Origin of the sequence: Pseudoalteromonas arctica A 37-1-2 (assembly GCF_000238395.3) — a bacterium.
GTDB lineage: Bacteria > Pseudomonadota > Gammaproteobacteria > Enterobacterales > Alteromonadaceae > Pseudoalteromonas > Pseudoalteromonas arctica.
This window is the reverse complement of sequence record NZ_CP011025.1, coordinates 3,380,144-3,403,640: the sequence shown is the minus strand read 5'-3', so window position 1 is coordinate 3,403,640 and position 23,497 is coordinate 3,380,144. Positions and strand designations below refer to the sequence as shown.

The following is a 23,497-nucleotide window of genomic DNA, read 5'->3' as shown; positions in this document are numbered from 1 at the left end:
TAAGGAATAACAATGGCGCAAGCGCAATCAGGGATTTGTGCTGAAGCAAACTTACACGGTTTGCACTTATTTTTTAATGTGTTTGATGGTCAAGACGAATCACTTCGCGCAAAGTTAAAACAAGTAAGCGCTATAGAAGAAGAGTTTAGCGATCAATTTTCAGAATCAATGCTCTCTTGCATGGTTGCTATTGGTGCGCAATATTGGCCGCATATCCTCCCTGAATACATTCCAAGCGAATTACAGAGCTTTCCTAATATAAACCATAGCGATCATCAAATGAGCGTACAACCGTGCGATTTATTTGTGCAAATTCGCTCTGATCGTGAAGACGTTAATCATTTGTTTGCGCTGCAAATTTTAAAACTATTTGCCCCCGATGTTGAGCTGGTGGAGCAAATTCGTAATTTTCGCTTTTTAGATGGTCGTGATTTTAATGGTTTTATTTATGGTGGCGACACCGCGCATGGAAGAAAAAAGCGCGCTACGGCTTTAATTAGTAACCCTGGTAATTTTGAAGATCAGGGGAGTTATATTCATGTACAGCGTTATAAGCATGATTTAACTATGTGGCAGCACTTATCATTGAGCGAGCAAGAACAAATAATGGGACGTACGCGCCTTGATAACACGCTAATTACCCCTGCGATCGAAACCAGCCATGCTTCGCGAAGTGAGCTAAAAGACGAAGACGGACAACCGCTATTATTAAATCAGAGCATGCCTTATGGCGATGTGTATGAGCAGGGAATGTTATCAATTACATGCGCTTGTACGGGCACCGCATTTGAAAAAGTACTTAATAGTCGTTTAGGGGAAGGGGATTGTTACGACCACTGGCTTGATTTTACTCAAGCCGATATGGGTTCTGCTTTCTTTGCGCCTTCAGTCGGGTTTTTAAAACAAATTTAGTTTGCTATTAAACCGTATCAAATAAAATGCGAACACGTTCAAGTGTTACATCTATTTCAGATATTTTAGCAGGAGCGATAAAAATAGTATCGTCGCCTGCAATTGTTCCTAGTACGCCATCTGCTTTACCTAATGAATCTAATAAACGAGCGATAAGCTGAGCGGCGCCTGGACTGGTACGAATAATGATCATCATTTCGTTGTGCATAATGTCGATTACTAATTGGCGTAATGGACTTTTAGCCGTAGGTACACCCATTTCAGCTGGTAAGCAGTAAACCATTTCTTGTTTGGCGTTACGTGTGCGTACAGCACCAAATTTACTTAGCATGCGCGATACTTTACTTTGGCTTATATTGTCAAAGCCTTGATCTTTTAATGCATCAACTATTTCGCCTTGAGAGCCAAAATTTTCTTCTTTTAATAGTGATTTAAATGCTTTTACCAGTGCTTCTTGTTTATCTTGTGGTTGCATAGTCTTTATTCGTTTTTGTTATTTATGCCGCAAATTCTACACAAAAATGAATAATTATGCAGCAGTTGTTTAGTTAACTTGCCAGTTTGATGCGTTAAATCACAAAAGTTTACGACTATGGTCGAAAATATACTTGAAATAGACAGGATAAATTTGTTTTTAGTCGCTAATTTCATTATCTTAAGAGCCACAAATGTTTCCTACCTCAAATTACGGAGAATTCCAATGAAAGTTGCTGTATTAGGTGCTGCAGGCGGTATCGGCCAAGCGTTGTCTTTATTATTAAAAACAGGCTTACCAGCTGGCTCTGAATTATCACTTTATGATGTTGCACCAGTAGTACCAGGTGTTGCGGTTGACCTTTCTCACATCCCAACAGATGTTAAAGTAGCAGGCTTTGGCGCAGACGAATTAAACAAAGCGCTTGAAGGCTCTGACATCGTTCTTATCCCAGCGGGTATGCCACGTAAACCAGGTATGGATCGTGCTGATTTATTTAATGTAAATGCTGGTATCATCAAAACTTTAGCAGAAGGCATTGTTGCTAGCTGTCCTAAAGCGTTAGTAGGTATTATTACTAACCCAGTAAATGGCACAGTTCCAATCGTTGCTGAAGTATTCAAAAAAGCAGGTACTTACGACGCTAAACGTGTATTCGGTATTACTACGCTTGACGTTATTCGTTCAGAAGCATTTGTTGCTGAACTTAAAGGCGTAGACGTAGCAACTGTTAAAGTACCAGTAATTGGTGGTCACTCAGGCACAACTATTCTTCCTCTACTTTCTCAAGTTGAAGGTGTTTCTTTCACAGATGAAGAAGTTGCTGCACTTACTCCACGTATCCAAAATGCGGGTACTGAAGTTGTAAATGCTAAAGCAGGCGGTGGTTCAGCTACGCTATCTATGGGTGCTGCTGCAGCTCGTTTTTGTATGTCTTTAGTTAAAGGCCTACAAGGTGAGGAAGTTGTAGATTACGCTTACGTTGCTGTTGAAAATGGCGATGCAGAGTACTTTGCACATCCAGTACGTTTAGGTAAAAACGGCGTAGAAGAAATTCTTTCTTACGGCGAACTAAGCGCATTTGAAACAAAAGCAAAAAATGACATGCTTGAAACACTGAAAAAAGACATCAAAGAAGGTGTTGATTTCATGGCGTAATAGCCAAAGTAGAATAACAAAAAAGCCTGCATTTGCAGGCTTTTTTATTGCTCAGAATTAATTTCACACTGTGTAACTAGTTAAAACTAGTGGTCGCGGTCAACCGCAATACGAGCAAGGCTTATGAGTGCTTGCTTATAGTCAGACTCAGCTAAAAAGTCTAAACACGCAATAGCTTTGTCAGCTTCAAGCTCTGCTTTTTGCATTGTAAATTCAAGCGCATTAGTTTGCTTTAGTGCCGATAAAATTTCTTCTAAATGCTCCATACCATTACTGTGCTCTATTGCATCACGAATAAGCTGCGTTTGCTGCTCGCTACCATGTTGCATAGCATAAATAAGTGGAAGCGTTGGTTTGCCTTCAGCTAAATCATCACCAATGTTTTTACCCAACTGCTCAGCATCTGCATTGTAATCGAGTACATCGTCTACTAGCTGAAACGCAGTACCTAAATGCATACCATATAGGTTTAGTGCATCGAGAGTAGTTTGGTCTTGCTCAGTAATAATGGCAGCAAGGCCTGTCGCTGCTTCAAACAACTTAGCTGTTTTAGAGTAAATAACCTGCATATAACTGGCTTCGGTCGTATCTGGGTCGTTGCAGTTCATTAACTGCAATACTTCACCTTCAGCAATAATGTTTGTTGCATCGGCAAGTACTTGCATAACCTGCATTTTTCCAAGGCCAACCATAAGCTGAAATGAACGAGTGTAAATAAAGTCACCAACCAATACGCTAGCAGCATTACCAAATTCAGCATTTGCTGTAGGTGTGCCACGTCGTAAGTTTGATTCATCTACAACATCATCATGCAATAGCGTTGCTGTATGAATAAACTCAACAATTGTTGCAAGTGTTATGTGATCTTTACCCTGATAACCGAGCGCTTTGGCTGCTAAAATCGCGAGCATTGGACGAACGCGTTTGCCGCCACTGCTAACTATATATAAACCAAGCTGATTAACTAACGCCACATCTGAGCGCATTTGCGCATGTATAAGTTGATTGACGTCATTCATATCGCTTTCGATTAACGCCTGGATAGCTTTTATATCCATTGATCTCCGAGCCAATTTTTATGTGTGAACGGCGCAGATTGTACAACAAAAAATGCACTAGCTCGATATTTTGTGACGATTGATTGAAAAAACACTATTAAAGTACTTAATTTAGACTGAATTAGCCAAGATAACTGATTAATTGATAATCAATATACAGTTTATGATGTGCTTAGATATTAAGCTGTGAGGGTCATATTTGAGTACATTAATTTATTTCGACTAAGAGTTAAAAAGCGCTTGGCAAAAGGGCTAATTAATATAAAATGGGGTAAATATTGAATTGCTCTCAAAGCAGCTACTTTTTATTCATTTTAATTACAAAATAGGCTTGCTAGTTATTTCGCGTTAGCGTAAACTTCGCGCCCTATCGAAGAATATTTTAGTTGCGCCGATTTGAGGGTGCACAGACGGAGTTAATTATGTACGCGGTTTTCCAAAGTGGTGGTAAACAGCATCGTGTGACTGAAGGTCAAACGATTCGTCTTGAAAAATTAGACGTTGAAACTGGTGCGGCAGTAGAATTTGATTCAGTACTTTTAGTTGCTGATGGTGAGAAAATCGAGATCGGTGTACCGTTCGTAAACGGTGGCAAGATAACAGCTGAGGTTGTTTCACATGGTCGCGGTGAGAAGATTAAGGTTGTTAAATTTAGACGCCGTAAGCATTCTCGTAAGCAAATGGGCCATCGTCAATGGTTCACTGAAGTTAAAATCACTAGCATTAGCGCTTAATTAGAGGTACTTAGAAATGGCACATAAAAAAGCAGCTGGTAGTACTCGTAACGGTCGCGATTCAGAAAGCAAACGCCTAGGTGTTAAGCGTTTTGGTGGCGAATCAGTTCTAGCGGGTAGCATCATTGTTCGTCAGCGTGGAACTCGTTTCCACCCTGGTACTAACGTAGGTATCGGTAAAGACCACACTATCTTCGCAAAAGCAGATGGTAAAGTTCAGTTTGAACAAAAAGGTCCTTTAAACCGTAAATACGTAACTATCGTAACTGAGTAATCAGTAAGGTAGTTAAAAACCCCGCCTTTGCGGGGTTTTTTGTTTTGTAGTCAGTCAAAATATATACCCAAGCCTGCATTTGTGTTGGCTTGGGTATATAATAGAGTTATTAAACAAGCCAATCCCTAAAGTGAGTAATCATGAAGTTTGTAGATGAAGTAGAAATTCGCGCAGAAGCTGGAGACGGTGGCAGCGGCATCGTGTCTTTCCGTCGTGAAAAATATGTTCCAGATGGTGGACCAGACGGCGGTGACGGTGGAGACGGTGGTAGTGTTTATCTACAAGCTGATGAAAACTTAAATACCCTAATTGATTATCAGTTTGAGCGCTTTCATAGAGCTGAACGTGGTACTAACGGTCGTAGCCGTAACTGTACAGGCCGAAAAGCCGATGACTTATTTGTTATGGTGCCTGTAGGCACGCGCATCATGGATGTTGATACCCAAGAGGGACTTGGCGACTTAACTCAAGATGGTCAACGAATTTTGGTTGCAAAAGGTGGTTTCCACGGCTTGGGGAATGCACGTTTTAAATCAAGTACTAACCGAGCACCTCGTCAAAAAACATTGGGCACACCCGGTGAAGTACGTAACTTAAAGTTAGAGTTACTATTATTGGCTGATGTAGGCTTACTAGGATTACCAAATGCAGGTAAATCTACGTTTATCCGCAGTGTATCTGCAGCAAGACCAAAAGTAGCTGATTACCCATTCACGACGCTTATTCCTAATTTAGGTGTGGTACGTCCTGAAGCAAATAAATCATTTGTTATAGCCGATATTCCGGGTCTAATTGAAGGTGCATCTGATGGTGCAGGCCTAGGTATTCGCTTCTTGAAGCATTTAGAGCGTTGTCGTGTGTTATTGCACATTATTGATGTAATGCCGGTAGATGGTTCAAACCCTGTTGATAATGCATTCTCGATTATTAACGAGCTACACCAATACAGTCCTAAATTAGCTGAAAAACCACGCTGGTTAGTGTTTAATAAAATAGATTTATTACCAGCAGATGAAGCAAAAGCGCTATGCGAAGCGATTGCAGAAGAGCTGGGCGAAACTGAAAATATTTATCACATTTCAGCAATTAATAAACTTAATACTCAACCTTTAATCCACAACATAATGACACTACTTGATAGCATGCCTAAAGAGAAGTTTGTACAAGTTGAAGATGAAGAAGTTGAATTCAAGTGGGATACCTATCATGAAAAAGCCACTAAAGGTAAAGGCAATGATGATGATTGGGACGACTGGGATGAAGATGATTACGACGTAGAAGTTGTCTACGAGCGTTAATTAAATAGAATTTATTAAAAAGGAGCTTATGCTCCTTTTTCTTTGTTTAAGAATAAAGTACTAGGTGTTTATTATGATAATTTCAATGATTGCAGCAATGGCAAATAACCGTGTAATTGGCCTAGATAATAAAATGCCATGGCATTTACCTGCGGATCTTCAGCATTTTAAAAAAATAACTACGGGTAAACCTGTGATCATGGGTCGTAAAACTTTTGAGTCAATAGGCCGTCCTTTACCTGGGCGTCGTAATATTATTATTACTCGAAACAGCGAATATACTGCACAGGGTATTGAAGTGGTAACTACACCAGAGGCCGCACTAGCACTAGTTTGTGCTGTTGAAGAAGTAATGATTATTGGTGGCGGTAATATTTATGAGCGATTTTTACCAAAAGCAGAACGCCTGTATTTAACTTTTATTGATTTAGATGTTAAAGGCGATACACAGTTTCCTGATTATAATAAAGTTGCTAATTGGGACGTGAAAGAAGAGCAAGAAAACCTTCCTGATGAAAAGAACAAATCTAGTTATAAATTCGTAACCTTATATAAAGCACGTTAACATTATTGCGTAATTTTTAGTAGGTTGGTATAATATTAAACAGTCTATATAAGAATAAAGTACCATTAAGGGTTTGTCATGTTTAAAGTATCAAAGCTAGTTGTACTTACTGCTATTATCGCTGTAAGTTCGTTTTCGTACACAGCACCTGCAAGTGCTGAAGATCAATTAGCGGTATCTATTTGTGAGTATATTGCTGCAGACGATAAAAACCGATTACGCAGCAAGCTTAAAAGCTCTCGTGTAAAAATTCGTAATATTTATGATGCAGTACAATGTAATGGTAATAATTTATTACGCCATGCTGTTGCTAGCAATGCAGTGGATACTGGTGAGTATATAGTTAAAAACTTATCAAAAAGTGCGTTAACAGATGGTGCTGATATTGCTTGGGCTGAAGGCAATTTTGCCAGCTCACCACTTATTGCAGTAATTAAAGAGCGTGCTGGTCTTTAATTATAAAAGGTTTATACCTCTACCTTTAGTTAGAAATTTATTGGTCTGGGTTTGTTATTTATAGCAAACCCAGGTTTGTTTCATTTAGCTAATTTAATCTCACCCCCCAACAAAATCATTAATAAGTTCACTATTTACCTATCTATTTTATATTCCCAAAGTGTAGAGTCTTCACTTTAAAAGCAGCTTCAAATTTACTTCTTCAAAAGAGGTAACTTTATTCAGCTGGTATCTATTTTGTATCTGCTAGTTTATTTACAAACTTAATCACTAAGGATAGATATGAAAGCTGTAATTCCAGTAGCAGGCTTAGGGACGAGAATGCTCCCTATGACAAAAGCTATTCCAAAAGAAATGCTCCCAATAGTCGATAAACCACTTATTCAATATATTGTCAGTGAATGTGTGTCTGCTGGTATTAAAGATATTGTATTAGTTACACACAGCTCTAAAAATGCAATCGAAAACCATTTTGATACAAGTTACGAGCTAGAAGCCACGCTTGAAAAACGTGTTAAACGTGCTTTATTAGATGAGATTCGCTCTATTTGTCCGCCTGATGTAACTATTATGAGTGTACGCCAAGGTGAAGCTAAAGGGCTTGGACATGCTATTTTATGCGCTAAGCCGATAGTCGGCGATAATGATTTTGTCGTACTCCTGCCAGATGTGATACTTGATGCCTATACTGCGGATCAAGAGACTGAAAACTTAGCGGCCATGATTAAACGCTTTAAAGAAACTCAAGCAAGCCAAATAATGCTTGAGCCGGTAGCTAAAGAAGACGTGAGTAAATATGGTATTGCTGATATAAACGGTGTTGAGTTAATGCCAGGTAAAAGTGCTGCAATTAAAGCAATGGTTGAAAAACCTGATGCTGATTTAGCACCTTCAAATCTTGCTGTTGTAGGGCGATATGTACTGAGTAAGAATATTTGGCCTCTACTCGCAAAAACGTCTGTAGGTGCTGGCGGTGAAATACAACTTACAGATTCTATTGACGCGTTAATGGCACAAGAAACCGTTGAAGCATTTCATATGAGTGGTCGCTCTCACGATTGTGGAGATAAGTTAGGCTACTTAAAAGCAATTGTTGAGTACAGTATGCGGGATAAAAAGTTAGGTAATGACTTTTCTCGCTTTATAAATGATTTGAATTTACCTTAACTACAGAGTAATAAATTTTATGAAAACTATAGAAGCTAAAATAGTTTTCATAAAATGTAGTGAACGCGGTCTACAAACCTTTGCTAGACTACTCTGAGTTACTAAGTTAGTTACACTTTACCTACACTGTAATAGGTTACGTAGTATGATTGTTACTTATTCTGTATTGATCTTTTAAAGGAACCACCATGATTGAGCAAGGCCAAGAATTACCATCGGTTACGTTAACGCAATTAACTGACGACGGTATGCAATCTCTTACAAATAAAGAGTTGTTTGAAGGTAAAAAAGTCGTGTTATTTGCAGTCCCAGGTGCATTTACACCAACGTGTTCAAATGCACATCTACCTGAATTTATTACTCTTGCTGATAAAATTAAAGCAAAAGGTGTTGATGCTATTTACTGTGTATCTGTTAATGACGCATTTGTTATGAAAGCATGGGGCGACTCGCAAAACGCGCAAGAAATTACAATGCTTGCTGATGGCGATGGAAGTTTCACTAAATCGTTAGGGCTTGATAAAGATACCGCTAGTTTTGGTGGTTTACGTTCAACGCGTTACGCTATGATTGTTGAAAATGCAGTAGTAACTGGTTTATTTGTAGAGCAAGACAAAGAGTTTGTTGTAAGCCGTGCAGAATCAGTACTAGAGAAGCTATAACAGTAATAAAGTGTAGGTTCTAGCTTTAATTAATCAGCTACTTACTATTTAAAAACCGATGTTGGAAACAACATCGGTTTTTTATTTACGGCTCAAACTTTAAATTACGGTTGGTATTGTCCGCTAAGTGTTAAACCAGAGAAAGTGCTATAAGCGTTAACGCTCAAGTGCCAAGTACCTGCTTGTGGATTGGTAAATGTACATGTTTCTGCGTTGCCATTTTTATAAGGGCGACAATCGTACGTAGTGGTTGTTGGTTGGCTGCCATATTTTACAAATAAGTCTGCATCGCCACTTCCACCCGACGTTGTTACTGTAAACGTACTCATTCCTGCAGGTACATCTAACGTGTAATGTTTCCACTGACCAGTATTGGCTGTCACATCGCTTATAGTGCCGCCGCCAGCTTGTGGAGTGCCTGTACCGCCACCAGACGATGAACCACCAGTAATATTACCTACCAAGCTCACAGCTGAATACGCAGAGTAGCCGTTAAGCATTACGTGGTAAGTGCCTGCTGTAGGGTTATCAATAGAACACTCTTCGCTATTACCGCCTTTATAAGGGCGACAGTCATAGGTAGTAGTTGTAGGTTTACTGCCCGCACGTACGTATAAATCAGCATCACCAGTACCACCACTCATAGTGAATGTTACGTTAGTTGCACCGCTTGGTACGGTCATAGTGTAAAACGCTTGTGCATTTGCAGCCCCACTTAAACCTGTTTTAGCTTCACCATTAATAAGCTCGCTATCACCGCCTGTAGGCGGAGTAGTGCCGCCACTTGCTGCTGTAACAGCTGCGGCTGCATCAACAATACCCGTACCACAGCTAGTACATGTAGCAGGGAATGAACGGGTTGTTGATTTTAAAATACTTTCTATTTCGTCAGGCGTTGCATCTGGTTTTGCTTGCTTAATAAGTGCCGCAACACCTGCTACGTGAGGCGCAGCCATTGATGTACCTTGCGAATAACCGTAGCTGTCGCTTGAAGGTGTAGACGAACCTGAATTGTAAGTTGATAGAACACCTTCAGAGTCGTTTGCAAAACTTTGCGCGCCACCCGGTGCTGCAACATCAATATTGCTACCGTAGTTTGAGTAATAAGCTCGACCGCCATTACGACCTACTGATGCTACGTTTACTACACCATTACAGTTACCTGGGTTGTAGTTTGCTGAGTTATCGTTATCGTTACCTGCAGCAATAACTACCACAGTGCCGTTACTACGCGCGGTGTTAATTGCATTTTGAGTTGTAGAGCTACATGAACCGCTGCCACCTAAACTCATATTTATTACATCTGCAGGGTTTGAGTTAGCAGGAATGCCTGAAACACTCCCACCAGATGCCCAAATAATACCGTCTGCAATATCAGAGGTTAAACCACCACACTTACCAAGTACACGAACAGGCACTACTTTTGCGTTATAAGCTACGCCTGCAACACCTTCACCGTTATTGGTTACCGCAGCAACTGTGCCGGCTACGTGCGTGCCGTGCCAGCTAGAGTTTTGTGCACCGTTAGTGCCACATTCATTCGCAGCAACTGCATCACCAGGATCACGTGCATCGCTATCGCGACCACCGCCATCGTTAGCTACCGATAGGTTAGAGATCATATCGTAACCCGGTAAAATGTTAGCATTTAAATCGGCATGTGGGCGGTAACCCGTATCTAGTACAGCTACAACTACACCGCTACCCGTTGCGGTATCCCATGCAGTAGGTAAGTTTAAACCACCGGCTTGCTCGTAGTAGTGCCATTGGTCATCAAAGCGTGGATCGTTAGGAGTTGAAAACGGCTTTAACATTTGATCCACTTCAATGTATTCAACATTGCCAGAATCAACCATTTCTTGCATAAACTCTTGGGCCTCTGCCGCACTTAATTTTTTATCAGCACGCATTACGTGGTGGTTATTAAGTGCCATTGCTCGAATATATTTTGCTTTTACTTTGCCTTTTTTAGAAGCGAAGTTTTTAACAAAGCTTTGTGCGCGCTTTTTCATGCTAGACGGGCTTGCGTCAGCAGTTGAAAAGCTCGCCATTTCGTTATTATTTTTATATTTAATAATGAACTGAGTTTCGAAACTGCCTTGGCTTTGTAGTTTAGCCGATGTTTCAGCCATTGAACTTGAAACTGATTGAGCCATGCCAGATGTTGCTGCAAAAAGCGTACTAACTGTAATTGCAATTGCGCATCTTTTAAAAGTTTTACTAGTTGTCATAATTATCCCTAGATTTTTATTTATTATTTCGTGATATAAGATCACGATGCGGGAACAAAAGTAAACGATCTGTTAACTAGGTTAAAATATCAATTTATTATGTACCTCTTTCATTTAGTTATAACCCAGGTTTTTAGCGGTTTACTCATTGTTTAGTATTTGTAATATAAATTAAAAATAAGCATAAAGGGTTGTTTTATTGTGAGGGTAATTATTCCCTACTTATTACTGATGCGTTTTTGTTGTGTTATTACTAATAATTCAAATGCTGCGTTGTTAGCTATTAAACTTTGCTATAATCGAGAAAATTTTTTAATGAGATAAATAAATGACCCAAGTAGATGTAATTGTAATAGGTGCGGGAGCAGCAGGATTAATGTGTGCAGCGCAAGCTGGATACCGTGGCCGAAGCGTTACAGTACTTGATATGGGGAAAAAACCAGGTCGTAAAATTTTAATAAGTGGTGGTGGGCGTTGCAATTTTACAAATGAAAATGCAACCCCGGATAACTACTTATGCACAAACTCTCATTTTGTTAAATCATGCTTAAGTCGTTATACACAGCATGACTTTATTGAGCTGGTGGACAGACATGGCTTGGCGTATCACCATAAAACACTAGGCCAGCTTTTTTGCGATAACAATGCACAAGACATTGTTGATATTTTACTAACAGAATGTGAGTGGGCCGGAGTAAATATAAAGCTACGCAGTGAAGTGATCAGTGTATCAAAAACCGAAACCGGCTATAGCGTTACCACAGAGCAAGAAACCTTAAGCTGTGAGTCGTTAGTTATAGCATCAGGTGGCTTAACCATGCCAAAACTAGGGGCTACACCAATAGGTTATAAAATTGCAGAGCAGTTTGGCTTAAGCGTGTTACCAACTATGGCTGCACTTGTGCCGTTTACTCTGCATCAGCATGATAAAGAGCGTTTTGAAGGGCTTTCGGGAATTAGTATTCCATGTGAAGTTTCAAGCGAAGACGGCACCGTATTTAAAGAAAATATCCTCTTTACTCACCGAGGGTTATCGGGCCCTGCAATATTGCAAATAAGCTCATTTTGGCGAGCAGGGCAGGTTGTCACTATAAACCTGCTACCTGAAATTGATTTAAGGCAACAACTTGCTGATTGGCGTGAAACACAAGCCCAAAAGTCGTTAAAAAACAGCCTTTCGACTATTTTACCTAAACGCTTTATAGAAATACTGCACGAAAGCAAAGCGATACCAGATTGTAATATTAATCAGCTTACACATGCCCAAATAGATGAGTTAGTAAATTACATTCATGCGTGGCAAATTAAACCCAATGGCACAGAAGGTTATAGAACAGCAGAAGTAACATTGGGCGGTGTAGATACCGACGAGTTGAGCTCAAAAACCTTTGAAGCTAAAAAAGCTAAAGGCCTATACTTTATAGGCGAAGTAACTGACGTAACGGGTTGGTTAGGGGGCTACAATTTTCAGTATGCTTGGAGCTGTGGATTTGCTTGTGGGCAGTATGCATAGGCGTTATGTGTAGAGACAATAAAGTTAAGGGGTGAAGCGTTCACCCCAAGGTTACAAACTTTATTATCGCTACAACAGACTAAATTACGGCCATTATTTTTAGCTTCGTATAGTGCTTTATCAGCCCGTTCCAATATATTTAGTACAGTATCACCCGTTTGAATAGGGGCTAAACCTATACTGATAGTAAGAGATATATTTGCAATTGGATGAGTGCCCACATACTCTTTTAGCTCATTGGCTTGTGCCATCGCATCGGTTATGGAGGTGCCTGATAAAATAACAGTAAACTCTACACCTCCCCATCGTGCAATTAGAGAGCTATTTGGCATTTAATTTTTTAGTATATTGGTAAATTCACTTAAAACGCTATTACCTACTAAACGACCATAGATATCGTTAATATTTTTAAAGTTATCTATATCGTAAATAAGTAAGTAGTTAGAGATTTTTGGAATTGTATTTTTAAAAATAGGCTAACACTTAAGAAAAAAACCGCCAAACTGGCGGTTAAAAGGTCTACACAATACTGTAAAAGTTATAACTACATAGTTACTTTAATAGTTCGAGCACATCAAAACAGGCACCCATTGTATGGTAATCAGTTTTACCTATTGGGCTTTTCATCGTGTCTATTTTTTTATTGTCAGCGGTTAAAATTCTAAACCAGGCTCCGTATTTATGATCAACTAAATGCTGCCACGAATACTGCCAAATTTTGTCATACCATTGCTGATATTTTTCATCCCCTGTTGCTTGATAAAGATACGCGGCACAACACAGAGTTTCGGCTTGAACCCAAAAGTATTTATCGTCATCGCAAATAGTTTTATCAGGAGCAAAGCCGTAGCAAATACCGCCGTGTTTTTTATCCCACGCTACATTTATCGAGTTATCAAATAAGGCTTGAGCGCGTTCAATAAGCCATTTTTGTGGCTTATGCTTATTTAAAAACATAAGCAGTTTTGACCACTCTGTTTGATGGCCAGGTTGAAAGCCCCACGGACGAAATAAATTTTTAGGATCGTCTTTGTTGTACTCTAAATCGACCTGCCAATTTATATCGTAATGCTCCCAGATTAATCCGCCCATTAAACTAGCTTGGCGGTTAACCATATTGTCGGCAAGTGTGAGCGCACGGTTTAAAAATATTTCGTCTTTTGTGGCTTCATAGCCGGCAATAAGTGCTTCGCAGGTGTGCATGTTGGCGTTTTGGCCGCGGTATGAATCACATGTTGTGAAGTCACTGTTATGTTGATCTTTATATAAACCGGCTTTTGCATCCCAAAAATGTGTTTCCATTGTTTGAAATGTATCGTTTAGGTATTCGCGCGCCTCAGTAACACCTGCGCGATATGCCCAGCTGTACGCTAAAATAACAAATGCAAAGCCATAGCAATGATTGGTGTTATCAAGCACGGTGGCTTGACCGTTTTCAACTTTTAATAACCAGTTGTAGCCGCCTGTTTGCTCTATAAGGTGATGCTTACGAATAAACTCAATCCCCGATTTAACACGATTAAGATACTTTTCGTCATTAAAGGTTTGATACGCGCGTGCATAGTTAAATACAAAACGAGTAGAGCTTACTAAGTGGCGAGTGTGTTTATCAAATACCTCACCGTTATCAGAAAAGTTTTGGTAAAAACCACCGTGTTCATCGTCAATATTTGGCTCATAAAATGCTAGTGTGTCGCTAATGTGCTGCGTTAAAAATTCACGGCTTTTAAAGTTGTCAGGTGTGTTTTTCATAGTTCGCTCCTAAAATCGTGTAGAGACTTTTGGTTAGGTAGGGATTTAAATGCCCCTTTGTAAGATGCGGCATGGGCACCACATAACGAAGCAAATTCAAAAATAGTTGTTAGTGTTTCGGGCGTGTTGCAAAGCTCGCTAAAAGAGCTGGGTGTTAGGTTTTGTAGGCCTAGTTGATACAGTAATCCACCTACAAACGCATCTCCTGCAGCGGTGGCATCAACCATAGTAACCTTTTTAGGGTGAAGCGTTTGCTTGGCATTTTTTGTATACCAATGCATAGGGTTGCCTGCATCGGTAACTACAAATAGCTCACAGCCGTTATTAAGTGTTTGGGTAATAAACTCATCGCTCGATTGCTCACCCGCTAAGTATTCAAGCTCTTCTTTTGAGGCTTTAATAATTGAGCAGTCTTTTAATAACGGTAAAATATGCTCGCGAGGGTTGGCATCGCTTGGCCATAAATTGAGGCGCAAGTTAATATCAAAGCTCACAATTGAGTTATTTTGTTTTGCAAATTTAACACCGTAAGCGGTGGTGTTTCTGATGTTTTTGTCGGTTAATGTGTTTGAGCAAATATGAAAAATATCGCATTGCTCAAACCATTCGCTACTAAAGTCATCGTTACTAAAGTGCAAATCGGCGGTGTTATCACGGTAAAACTCAAACGTGCGATCGCCATCGTTATCGAGTGATACAAACGCGAGGGCGGTTTTGGCTTGGTTGGTAAAACGCATAAAGTCGGTTTTTACACCTTGCTCTTTTAATGCATTATGTAAAAAGTCGCCAAAGCTATCAGTGCTTAGCATTCCTGCAAAGTAGGCATTACCGCCTAGCTTTGCAATGGCAACGCTTACGTTTGCAGGCGCACCGCCTGCAAATTTGGTAAACGCTTCGTGTTCGTTGCTGTTTTGGCTTAATTTATTTGAAAGTAAATCAACCAGTACTTCACCAAAGCATATTGTGTGTTTCATGATCTTGCCTTAGTTGTTAGTCAAGTAGCCAATGTAATGCTATTGCAGCTGTCCACGAGAAATCTTTACCACCACAGCCTGCACCTGTTTCTGGGTTAAAATATTCGTAGTAGCCTGACTTAACAACTAGGTTGCGCGTATCATCTTGAATTTTTTCGGCGGTTGTTACAAAGCCGGCTTCTTTAAGGCCTATGGCTATCATCCAGTTGATGTGTAGCCAAATAGGGCCGCGCCAGTAGCGTTGTGGCTCGTATTTTTCTTCTTTAGGGTGAGTAGATGCCACACTAAATTGGCTCGACTCAATAAAATCTTCGGTGGCTGTATTAATTATTTTAGTTTGCTCATCGCTTGTTAAACCTGCATATACAGTTAATAGCGCGGCTGATGTTTTAACTTTAGCCAAGCTGTTAGTTAATACATCTCTGCAATAAAAGTACTGGCTTTGTTCACACCATAAAGTGTTTATGGCTTGCTCTGTTATTTGTAAGCGCTGTGCTAAGTAATCAGTGCGAGTATCGTTTAAGCCAAGTTGTTCACCCATTTTGAGTAAATCTTTGGTTGCACGGTGTAAAATAGCAATAATACCTAGGTCATTCATTTTGTACGGACAGGTTTCGTAAATTACTTTGCTGTCAAAGTTGTTACGTTTGAAAAAGTCTACAAGGTATAAAAAGCGGTCGTACTCACTTTTATGTGGACGCTGAGAAGAATCTACATGACTTGTATCACGGCGCGTATATTCCCAATCTACACATGGCACAGCATGAAGAGCATCATCCCATGATGGGCTGTTATCCATGCCCGATTCCCACGGGTGGTAGGTTACTACTAAGCCTGTTTTTTCAGGATCTCGGTCGTTGTACCACCATAAATGATAATCAACTACTTGTGAAAATAACGCTTTAACTTTTTGTTCTGCAAGTGCTTTATCTTTAGCGCTGGCAAGCATTTCTTTCATTACGGTGGCGACTACTGGCGGCTGTGAAATAGACGTACTTTTAATTTTTTTATCCGAACCCCATACGTCAGGACCAGGAAAATAAGTATCAGAATCTTTATGAAACAAGATGTGCGGCACCATGCCATCATCCCATTGGCCTGAAAATAACACATCAATTTCTTGCCATGCGCGGCTTTCGTCTGATTTCATCCAGCCTAGTGCTGTAATGGCTGAATCCCAGTTCCACTGAAACGGGTATAAGCCATGTGTTGGTACTGTATAGCCACCTAAGTCATTTGCTATAAGTGTTTTAGTAGCAAGGTCTGCAAGCGATGAAGCCGTTGCTGAGTCAATTTTACCGCTGTTTATAGTAGTCATATTGGGTGCTCTTTGTGTGTTATTTCCGATTTGGACAATATTAAAGCACTCATTATGGGTTGTAAATGTTTTTTTTCTGTGCTTAAATCCTGTTCGAAGTAACAAAAAACTAACATGTTTACTTGATTATTTCGGCTTTGCTTAGCCACACTCTAAGTAAATACACAGACAACTAGCACAATTGGAGAATACCCGTGAATAAAACAACGATCGCCTCTATTGTATCTTTATGCCTTGCACAGGGCGCTTATGCAGCAGAAGAAGCTGCACCAGATACAGCAAAAAAAGCTAACAACGTTGAGCGTATTATCGTCTCTGGTACCAGTAAAGGGCGTGTTATTTCAGACACTCCACAATCAGTAACATCTATTAGCGAAGACGAGCTGGTAAAGCTGTCTTCAAGTAGCCAAGCGGATGTGCTTCGCTATATTCCGGGTATTAAAGTAGAAGGCGGTGGCGGTGAAGTCGCTACTAACCTACAAGTAAGAGGATTACCTTCATCGGGTCAGTTTCAATTTACGCCGCTGTCTTATGATGGTTCACCTACACTGAGTGTTTTTGGTTTAAACTCATCGGCGTTTGATGTGTATTACCGTAATGATTTGGGTATTGAGCGCGTAGAGTTTGTGCGTGGTGGTGTATCTAATTTATTTGGCCAAGGTTCTGTGGCCGGCATTATTAACTATATTTCTAAAACGGGCAGTGATGATCCGCAAAGTACCGTACAAATGGAGCTTTCTGACCAAGGGCGTACTCGCTTAGATTTTGCAACGAGCGGTCCACTTAACGAAGACGGCTTATATTATGCGCTTTCTGGTTTTTACCGTTACGACGAGGGCCCTTTAGATACAGGCCTTGAGACTAAAGGTACACAGTTGCGTGGTAATATTCGTAAAGAGTTTGATGATGGCTCTGGCTCATTTACTGTTTACGGACAGTACATTGACGATCAAGCTCAGTTTTACTTACCTATTCCACTTGATGGCGACAGCCGCGAGCGCTTAATTGGTAACGATGGTCGTGAAGTCGAATCACTGCAAACGGCGCAAGTATCTAACTTAACGTACGATACAGCAAATGGTCGTTATGAATCGCCAATCAGCGATGGTGTAGTTACTAAAGGTGGTTCTATTTCAGTGGTGTTTGAAAAAGAACTCGCTAACGATTTTGCCATTAATATGCGCAGTAAATACGCTAAATACCAACACGAATTTAATTTATTTTTAGACGGCGACGGTATTATTAATGTACCTGAAAGCCAAGACGACTTTTTAGCTAACAGAGGGCTAGGTGATGCAAGCGGTGCTGAGTTTTCTTATGTTAATTCAGGTGTCGCACTTGCAAGTGATGACTTACTATTTGCTAACCGTATTTTAGACCGCGACCGCCCAGCTGAAGATTTTTCTGCAGAGTTTAATATCATCAAAAGTATTTTTGTAGGTGATTTTAGCCATGATATTACAGTCGGTACATTTTTCTCTCACAGTGAAGCCGACGACGACAACGTTATTACAACTTACTTAGGTGAGTTTAATAACAATCCTCGCTTAATCGACTTAACGTATACAGATGTTAATGGCGACGAGGTTCAGTACACTCAAAATGGTATTAGTGGCCCAGGTATTTCTTATACTAACCAAACCATTAGCGCTACCCGCCGAGCATTGTACGTAGCGGATCAAATGGAAAGTGACGACTGGATTTTTGACTTTGGTGTTCGCTACGAAGAAATTGAAGGAAAAATTAGTCGCGAAGGCAGCCAAGTAGTTCAGATTTCAGATGATCCAACGCTTGCACCTAACTTACAAGTTAACACTACGGGCAGTGGTGTAATGACTTACGGCGAAGTCGACACGTCTGAATTTGCTGTATCAGGGGCGGCGTTATATCGCTTAACTGATAATTTAAATGTATATGCCAATGCATCTCGCGGGTTTTTCTTCCCAGAAATTAGAGGTATTCAGTTTAATGATTTAGGCGAGCCTGCCAGCTACGAAGCCGAAATTGTTGAGCAAGGCGAGCTGGGTGTTAAGTTTTTTGATAACGACTTTAGCGGTAGCATTGCGTTATTTAGAACTGACTTAAAAGATAGACGCAGCGTAGACTTTGTAAATGATGGTAATGGGGGGGTATTAGAGCTGCCAGTTATGCAATCAACTAAAGCAACGGGTGTTGAGCTTACCGGTCGTTACGATATTACCGATGAGTGGGCTGTTGATGCCAATATGACCTATACCGATCACGAATTTACTGAATTTGACTCAGACCCTTCTATTATTGGTAACGAATTACGTCGTAAACCAAAAATATTATTTAACTCATCTATTAGCTACACCGCAGATAACTGGGATGCATCGATTTACCATAACTTTACCGGTAAAAACTATGCTAACGACTCAAACTCGGTAGAACTTGATTCATTCCACTTATTTAGATTTGATGCAGGCTATAACTGGCAAGTTGCACCAGAGCAAACAGTACGCTTAAGCGTTGGGGTATTTAACCTGTTTGATTCTGACGGTGTTACTGAAGGTTCACCTCGTCTAGGTAATAGCCAAACGGCAGATAACCCATACTTTGTCGGTCGCCCAATTCTCCCACGACGCGTTACTTTAAGAGTTAAATACGACTTTTAAATAAATGCTTTATGCCTATTAACTCACTTTGGGGTTAATAGGCTTTTTGCATTGTGATGCATTTTTCAGCTAAGTTAGCTACAGGTTTATCTTTTTGACTAGGCTCGTTTATTCAAAAAGATAAGGGCAGGTAGCCATTTGGTATTTTATTTTTGAAAAGGCGCAGTGTTTTCATATTGTGAATACGCGAATTAATTATGAATATATTAGATTTTTCAATAGTTGCTCTTTATCTTGGTGCCTTATTGGTAATGGGATTTATGCTACGCGAACAAACCAATAAAAATGATTACTTTTTAGGGGGTAAAAGCTTAGGTTGGAAACCTTTAGCTTTGTCGGTAATGGCCACTCAGCTTTCGGCTATTAGCTTTATTTCGGCTCCTGCATTTGTTGGTTTGCGTGAAGGTGGTGGTATGCAATGGCTCTCGTATGAGCTGGGTGTTCCGCTGGCGATGATTTTAATTTTAGCGACTATTTTACCCAAGCTTTATAAAAGCGGCATTGTCAGTATTTACGACTATCTAGAAATGCGCTTTGGGCGCTCAACCCGTGTACTTATTAGTGTGGTTTTTCAATTTAGCCGTGCGTTTGCGACCGGCATTATGATTTACGCGGTATCGCTTATTTTACAAGGCACCATGGGAATAGAAGCATGGCAAGCTATTGTACTAACGGGCGTTATAACCGTTTTATATTCACTGCAAGGCGGGATGAAAGCCGTAGTGTACGGTGATGCGATTCAAATGATCATCATTGTATTGGGTACTATTGCTTGTATTGGGTTTGGACTATATCACTTGGGTGGGGTTGATACCTTTATTGCCAATGTTGATTCGAGCCGATTAGAAGCGATTAAGTTTGATTCATTTGGTTTTAGTGGTGATGGCTTTGGCTTTTTACCGATGATTTTTGGTGGTGTGGTACTTTACGCTTCTTACTATGGGTGTGACCAAACGCAAGCGCAACGTGCGCTCAGTGCAAAAGATCCTAAAAACCTACGCTACATGATTTTAGCAAATGGTGTAGTGCGCTTTCCTATTACTATTTTATATTGCGTGTCGGGTTTAATTGTTGGCACTCTGGCAATGAGTAACCCTGAATTTTTAGCAAAAATTCCAGCAGATAACCCTGATTGGATGATGCCTATATTTATTTTAGATTACCTACCGCATGGCTTAATTGGTTTATTGGTTGTCGCTATTTTGTCGGCAGCGATGTCGTCACTTAGCTCTGCAATTAATTCACTTTCGGCGGTAAGTATTGAAGATTACAGCCGTATATCTAATAAAGAGCTAGACCAACCATCTTACTTAAAGTTAGCTAAATACTTAGGTTTAGCATGGGGCGCAATTACCTTAGTACTATCACTTTTTGCCGGTGACATAGCGCCGACCATTATTGAAGCTATTAACAAAGTCGGCTCGTTATTTTATGGCCCAATACTGGCAGTATTTTTAGTTGCTGTACTAAGTAAACGCAGTGCTGCATTGCATGCCAATATTGGCTTAATTAGTGGTGTATTAATTAACTTGTTGGTGTCGGTATTTGCGCCTGATATTTTCTGGTTTTGGTGGAATTTTATCGGTTTTGTAAGCGCTGCTGTGATTATTTATGTTACGAGTCGTTTAATTCCAAGAGAGGTAAACGAAGTAACAAAAGTACAAAATGCCGAGACAGTATCAAACTCAATTTTAACTGGCAAAGATATCGTTATGCTACTTAGCATGTTTATTGTGATGATATTAATTTGTTTAGCTATTCCTTCAATTTTTTCGTGAGCTGTGACTAATGGATTCTAAAAAGTCGTTTTTAATTGATTTATTTACCACTGCGGTAAATGCCTGTAAACCAAGTGCTTGCATGAGTAAGTATTTAGAAAATATAGATGCAAGCAAAGGTTTGTGTGTAGTGGGGGCGGGTAAAGCCGCCGCTGAAATGGCCGCCGAAGTTAATCGCTTTTATGGTGATAAATGTTTTGGCGCAGTGGTAACGCGTTATGGCTACGAAAGTAGCGGTGATACTGGGCGAATTAAAGTGCTTAGTGCAAACCACCCAACACCAGACGATAACAGCTTAGCTGCTGGCAAGGAGTTATTGGAGCTTGTAAGAAATAATCCGGCTGATATTCCTATTTTGTTTATTATTTCGGGGGGCGGTTCGTCGTTGATGTGCCTACCTGTTGATGATGTGCCTTTTTCACAAAAGCAAAAGCTTAATCAGTTTTTACTTCGAAGTGGTGCAAGCGTTGATGAAATAAATGTAGTGCGTAAGCAGTTGTCACTTGTTAAAGGCGGTAAGTTAGCGCAGGCCGCTAAGTCGGATTACGTTACGCTCATTATTTCAGATGTAGTAGGGGACAAACCAAGTGATATAGCATCAGGCCCTACCATTAGCGATGGCAGTACTAAAGCCGATGCACTGGCTGTTTTACAAAAGTACAATTGGCCGGTAATTGCAGAGGTTGAAGCGCATTTATTAAAACCAGAGCAAGAACGAGTTGCTGATACCGTGGGTGAGTACTTTATTGTTGCAAATGCACAGCATGCTATTGATAGCGCTATAAGTGTTGCACAACATCAAGGTTGGGAAACCCAGGTACTAGGGTATGATATTCAAGGCGAGGCTAAAGAAGTTGCAAAGCAACATGCGGCTATCGCTCTTGAGCAAAAATCCCAAGGCAAGCGCGTTATGTTGTTCTCAGGTGGCGAGCTTACAGTAACCGTTGCTGATGTTTATGGCGATGGCGGGCCCAATCAAGAATACTTAATGGCGTTGGCTGAGGCACTTAATGGCGAAGCGGGTATTTACGCACTTGCTTGTGATACAGATGGTGTAGATGGTAGTAAAGATGTAGCGGGTGCTTACATAAATAGCACAACGGTTATACGGGCACAAAGCGCAGGAGAGAGCCTTCAAGCGCAATTAGAAGGGCATAATAGCCATCAGTTTTTTAAAGCAATTGATGATTTAATTATTACTGGGCCAACTAACACAAATGTGAACGATTTTAGAGTGATAGTGATTGAGTAGGCGCAGTTTGCCCACTTGTTCTTTATAATGGTTTCACGTAATCTTGTGCTCCAATTTTGTTAGGGTTAATACCTATGTTTTCGTTAAACAACAGTAACTTATTACGCTCTGGTTTTGAGCTTGGAAAAGGCGAAAAGCTATTTCAAGATATTGAGCGCGATATTATAAAAGTGGTGTTTTGGGAAAAGTGCGTAACTCAAAGTCATATTGTGAGCGCAACTCGTATTCCACAGCAAACTGTGTCGCGTTTACTTAAGTCGTTAACCCAGCACGGTGTAATTGTACAAAGCGATACGCTTATTCCTAATAAAAAAGGTAAGCCGGGGTTTGGCATTGCCCTTAACCCCGATTACGGATTTACCTTTGGCTTAGCTATTTTACTTGATGCTATTTCGCTTGCTGTAATGGATTTTACGGGAAAGGTGGTTTACACCCATATGCAGCTAATGTCGGATATGAGCATTAATAATGTGCTTAAATGTGCACAAAAGCTGGTGGAAGAAATAAGCGCTGAGCGTGACATTCCAAGTGAAAAAGTACTGGGAATGGGCGTGGGTATCTCTGGCTTTTTTAGCTCAATGGATGGGAAAATGAATACCCACCATATGCTAGAAGAGTGGTCGCAGGTTGATATTATCGATATTGTGTCGCAGCATTTTCAGCTCCCAACTTGGGTTGTTAACGATGCTACAGGCGCAGCCGCAGGTGAAGGTGTTGCTGGTATTGGTCGTGAATATAAAAACTTTGTTTATATGTTTGTGTCGGCCGCATTTGGTGGTGGTATTGTAAATAATGGCGACGTACTGCGCGGTACATACGGAAACGCAGGTGAGCTTGGCGACATGCTACCGCCTAAATTATATGCCCACCCTAATCTTGAATTACTAAAACGTATTTTGAAAAAAAATGGCGTAGCGGTTACTTCTATTTACGACCTGCATGACAACTTTGACCCCGATTGGCCTGGCGTTGAAGAGTGGTTGTTTAAAGTTCAAGACTCATTTGATTTAGTGGCAACCTGTTGCTCTGCATTATTAGATGCTGAGGCGATTATTATTGGTGGCCATATTCCAAAAGAGTTGGCTGAAAAAGTTATTGCACGAACTGAGGTTTATGCACAATTTAGACGTGGCGCTAAACGCCCTATGCCAAAGCTGGTGGTATCTAATATTGATAATTTTCCGGTATCAATTGGCGCAGCCACATTGCCATTTAGAGAGTTGTGTTTGTAGGGTAAAAAATACACATTTTAAAAACAAAAAAGCCGATATTGTTTTATGTAAT

20 protein-coding genes and 1 pseudogene are annotated in these 23,497 nt (G+C 40.3%); 14 read left to right on the top strand and 7 right to left on the bottom strand.

Annotated elements, in window-relative coordinates:
• Window positions 1-12 precede the first annotated feature (12 nt).
• Window positions 13-912 (top strand): Dyp-type peroxidase, encoded by a 900-nt coding sequence (locus PARC_RS15435; RefSeq protein ID WP_010553339.1) that lies wholly within the window; start codon window positions 13-15, stop codon window positions 910-912.
• Between the two features lie 7 nt (window positions 913-919).
• Here the strand turns inward: PARC_RS15435 and argR are convergent, their stop codons facing one another.
• Window positions 920-1,387 (bottom strand): transcriptional regulator ArgR, encoded by a 468-nt coding sequence (argR, locus tag PARC_RS15430; RefSeq protein WP_002957753.1) that lies wholly within the window; start codon window positions 1,385-1,387, stop codon window positions 920-922.
• 225 nt (window positions 1,388-1,612) lie between these two features.
• Here argR and mdh point away from each other — a divergent pair, with 225 nt between their 5' ends.
• Window positions 1,613-2,545 carry a malate dehydrogenase gene (gene mdh / locus PARC_RS15420; RefSeq protein WP_007586102.1) on the top strand — a complete coding sequence of 311 codons (933 nt, stop codon included), beginning with the start codon at window positions 1,613-1,615 and terminating at the stop codon, window positions 2,543-2,545.
• An 86-nt stretch (window positions 2,546-2,631) separates the two neighbouring features.
• Here mdh and ispB read toward each other — a convergent pair whose 3' ends face one another.
• The gene (gene ispB, locus PARC_RS15415; RefSeq protein ID WP_010553338.1) at window positions 2,632-3,603 is read right to left on the bottom strand and encodes an octaprenyl diphosphate synthase; all 972 of its coding nucleotides are present in this window, start codon (window positions 3,601-3,603) and stop codon (window positions 2,632-2,634) included.
• A 422-nt stretch (window positions 3,604-4,025) separates the two neighbouring features.
• Between ispB and rplU the strand changes: the two genes are divergently transcribed.
• From rplU to PARC_RS15380, 7 genes are all read left to right on the top strand, one after another.
• The gene (gene rplU / locus PARC_RS15410) at window positions 4,026-4,337 is read left to right on the top strand and encodes a 50S ribosomal protein L21 (RefSeq protein ID WP_002957748.1); all 312 of its coding nucleotides are present in this window, start codon (window positions 4,026-4,028) and stop codon (window positions 4,335-4,337) included.
• 16 nt (window positions 4,338-4,353) lie between these two features.
• Window positions 4,354-4,611, top strand: coding sequence for a 50S ribosomal protein L27 (rpmA, locus tag PARC_RS15405; RefSeq protein WP_002957747.1), 258 nt, complete (start codon window positions 4,354-4,356; stop codon window positions 4,609-4,611).
• 140 nt (window positions 4,612-4,751) lie between these two features.
• Window positions 4,752-5,909 carry an Obg family GTPase CgtA gene (cgtA, locus tag PARC_RS15400; protein ID WP_010553337.1) on the top strand — a complete coding sequence of 386 codons (1,158 nt, stop codon included), beginning with the start codon at window positions 4,752-4,754 and terminating at the stop codon, window positions 5,907-5,909.
• A gap of 73 nt (window positions 5,910-5,982) precedes the next feature.
• Entirely contained in the window at window positions 5,983-6,474 is a 492-nt protein-coding gene (folA, locus tag PARC_RS15395) for a type 3 dihydrofolate reductase (RefSeq protein ID WP_010553336.1), read from the top strand.
• Between the two features lie 78 nt (window positions 6,475-6,552).
• Window positions 6,553-6,930: a DUF3718 domain-containing protein gene (locus tag PARC_RS15390; protein ID WP_010553335.1), complete on the top strand. Its 378-nt coding sequence runs from the start codon at window positions 6,553-6,555 to the stop codon at window positions 6,928-6,930.
• Window positions 6,931-7,212: 282 nt separating this feature from the next.
• On the top strand, window positions 7,213-8,097 hold the full coding sequence (galU, locus tag PARC_RS15385) for a UTP--glucose-1-phosphate uridylyltransferase GalU (RefSeq protein WP_010553334.1): 885 nt from the start codon (window positions 7,213-7,215) through the stop codon (window positions 8,095-8,097).
• A 188-nt stretch (window positions 8,098-8,285) separates the two neighbouring features.
• Entirely contained in the window at window positions 8,286-8,759 is a 474-nt protein-coding gene (locus PARC_RS15380) for a peroxiredoxin (RefSeq protein ID WP_007586078.1), read from the top strand.
• Window positions 8,760-8,863: 104 nt separating this feature from the next.
• On the opposite strand, the gene PARC_RS15375 is transcribed toward PARC_RS15380, so the two are convergent.
• A complete protein-coding gene (locus PARC_RS15375) occupies window positions 8,864-10,990 on the bottom strand; it encodes a S8 family peptidase (RefSeq protein ID WP_010553333.1) in 2,127 nt (708 codons plus the stop codon).
• A gap of 328 nt (window positions 10,991-11,318) precedes the next feature.
• Here PARC_RS15375 and PARC_RS15370 point away from each other — a divergent pair, with 328 nt between their 5' ends.
• Window positions 11,319-12,503 (top strand): BaiN/RdsA family NAD(P)/FAD-dependent oxidoreductase, encoded by a 1,185-nt coding sequence (locus tag PARC_RS15370; RefSeq protein WP_010553332.1) that lies wholly within the window; start codon window positions 11,319-11,321, stop codon window positions 12,501-12,503.
• On the opposite strand, the pseudogene PARC_RS15365 reads toward PARC_RS15370, so the two are convergent.
• The 4 genes and pseudogenes from PARC_RS15365 to PARC_RS15345 form a co-directional block, all read right to left on the bottom strand.
• Window positions 12,458-12,934 (bottom strand): annotated as a pseudogene (locus PARC_RS15365) (GGDEF domain-containing protein). The gene PARC_RS15370 and the pseudogene PARC_RS15365 overlap by 46 nt on opposite strands.
• A 121-nt stretch (window positions 12,935-13,055) precedes the next feature.
• Window positions 13,056-14,255: an AGE family epimerase/isomerase gene (locus PARC_RS15355; protein WP_010553330.1), complete on the bottom strand. Its 1,200-nt coding sequence runs from the start codon at window positions 14,253-14,255 to the stop codon at window positions 13,056-13,058.
• Window positions 14,252-15,229 (bottom strand): carbohydrate kinase family protein, encoded by a 978-nt coding sequence (locus PARC_RS15350; RefSeq protein ID WP_010553329.1) that lies wholly within the window; start codon window positions 15,227-15,229, stop codon window positions 14,252-14,254. Before PARC_RS15350 ends, PARC_RS15355 begins: the two co-directional genes overlap by 4 nt.
• A gap of 16 nt (window positions 15,230-15,245) precedes the next feature.
• Window positions 15,246-16,547 (bottom strand): MGH1-like glycoside hydrolase domain-containing protein, encoded by a 1,302-nt coding sequence (locus PARC_RS15345; protein ID WP_010553328.1) that lies wholly within the window; start codon window positions 16,545-16,547, stop codon window positions 15,246-15,248.
• A gap of 194 nt (window positions 16,548-16,741) precedes the next feature.
• Between PARC_RS15345 and PARC_RS15340 the strand changes: the two genes are divergently transcribed.
• From PARC_RS15340 to PARC_RS15325, 4 genes are all read left to right on the top strand, one after another.
• On the top strand, window positions 16,742-19,183 hold the full coding sequence (locus PARC_RS15340) for a TonB-dependent receptor (RefSeq protein ID WP_010553327.1): 2,442 nt from the start codon (window positions 16,742-16,744) through the stop codon (window positions 19,181-19,183).
• A 197-nt stretch (window positions 19,184-19,380) separates the two neighbouring features.
• Window positions 19,381-20,961, top strand: a complete 1,581-nt coding sequence (locus tag PARC_RS15335; protein ID WP_010553326.1) for a sodium:solute symporter family protein — start codon at window positions 19,381-19,383, stop codon at window positions 20,959-20,961.
• A 10-nt stretch (window positions 20,962-20,971) separates the two neighbouring features.
• Window positions 20,972-22,213, top strand: coding sequence for a glycerate kinase type-2 family protein (locus PARC_RS15330; RefSeq protein ID WP_010553325.1), 1,242 nt, complete (start codon window positions 20,972-20,974; stop codon window positions 22,211-22,213).
• Between the two features lie 74 nt (window positions 22,214-22,287).
• Complete coding sequence (locus PARC_RS15325; RefSeq protein ID WP_007586058.1) at window positions 22,288-23,445, top strand: ROK family transcriptional regulator; 1,158 nt, start codon at window positions 22,288-22,290, stop codon at window positions 23,443-23,445.
• The last annotated feature ends 52 nt before the right edge of the window (window positions 23,446-23,497 follow it).